This is a genomic window from Protofrankia sp. Cj3 (assembly GCF_917627355.1).
Taxonomy (GTDB): Bacteria; Actinomycetota; Actinomycetes; order Frankiales; family Frankiaceae; genus Protofrankia.
In genome coordinates this window covers 14,355-15,584 of the sequence record NZ_CAKJTR010000039.1, presented here as the reverse complement: position 1 = coordinate 15,584, position 1,230 = coordinate 14,355, and the positions used below count along the sequence as shown (strand labels likewise).

The window sequence follows — 1,230 nt, the reverse complement described above, 5'->3', positions numbered from 1 at the left end:
CCCCGGCCCTGCTTCTTGATCCACACCATCATCATCAAACACTCTAAGTAAATATAATAATACATAAAGCACCGGTCACATCCGACCGCCCCGCATATGCGACACTATCTGAAGTCATTTGACTTCATAGAGTTCCGAACACGCGTCTGAGTGGGGATGTGCGAGTGGTTGACCAACAGCATGCGGCAGGCCCGACCACGCCATCGGACGCAGGGGCGACCCGATCGGACAGGGATACCGGCCTGTTCGGTCCAGGCAGTGTGACCTGGCGGGTACACGGCGATCCGGGCATGGCCATCGCCGGGATCCGGGCGCTGCTCCTCCAGGCGGTGCACCCGCTCGCCATGGCTGGTGTCGCCCACCACTCCACCTACCGGATCGACCCGTGGGGACGCCTGCGGCGGACCGTCGAATACGTCGACACGATCACCTATGGAAGCACGGAATCCGCGCATCGTGCGGCCGCCCGGGTGCGCCGGGTGCACGCGGGCGTCCACGGCGTGGAGGCGGGCACCGGCCGGCCGTACCGGGCCACCGATCCCGAACTGCTGCTGTGGGTACACGTGAGCGAGGTCGAGTCCTTCCTCAGCACGACACGCCGGTGCGGGCTGGCGCTCACCGACAAGCAGGCCGACACCTACTTCGCCGAGCAGATACGCGCGGCCGAGCTCGTCGGCATCCCCGCGTGTGACGTCCCGTCCAATCGAGCGGAGGTCGAGCGTTACTTCACCCGGATGCGGCCGGGGCTGCGGGCCAGCGCGCAGTCCCGGGAGGCGGTCGGCTTCATCCTGCGCCCGCCGATGCCCCGGTGGGTGACGCTGGCCACCCCCGCGCGGCCCGGCTGGTCCGTACTGGCCGCGATCGCGGTCGGGATGCTGCCCCGCTGGACTCGCCAGCTCTACGGGCTGCCCGACACCGCCGCGGTGGACCTGACCGCCTCGGTATGCGGCAGAGCGACACGCGCCGCGCTGCTCAGGCTGCCACGCTCGCTCTACCAGGCACCCGGTGCCGCCCGGTGCGCATCCCAGCCGAAGATCCCCCACCAGAGGACGTAACGATCTGACAAATACTGGTTAGTCTGCTGTTCGTGGCTCAGCTCCCCCGGGTGGCGGTGCTCGGCGGCGGGCGGACCGCCGGTGTGACCGTCTCCGCGCTCGTCGACTCCGGCCTGCCCGCGCACCTGTTCATCGGCGACAGGATTCATCCGGTCGACGTTCACCCGGATGGCCT

The 1,230-nt window shown here is 68.1% G+C and carries 1 protein-coding gene; it reads left to right on the top strand.

Annotated features, from left to right (window positions below; translation table 11 throughout):
- Window positions 1-158 precede the first annotated feature (158 nt).
- Complete coding sequence (locus MJ783_RS07685) at window positions 159-1,055, top strand: oxygenase MpaB family protein (protein ID WP_370651503.1); 897 nt, start codon at window positions 159-161, stop codon at window positions 1,053-1,055.
- Window positions 1,056-1,230: the final 175 nt, after the last annotated feature.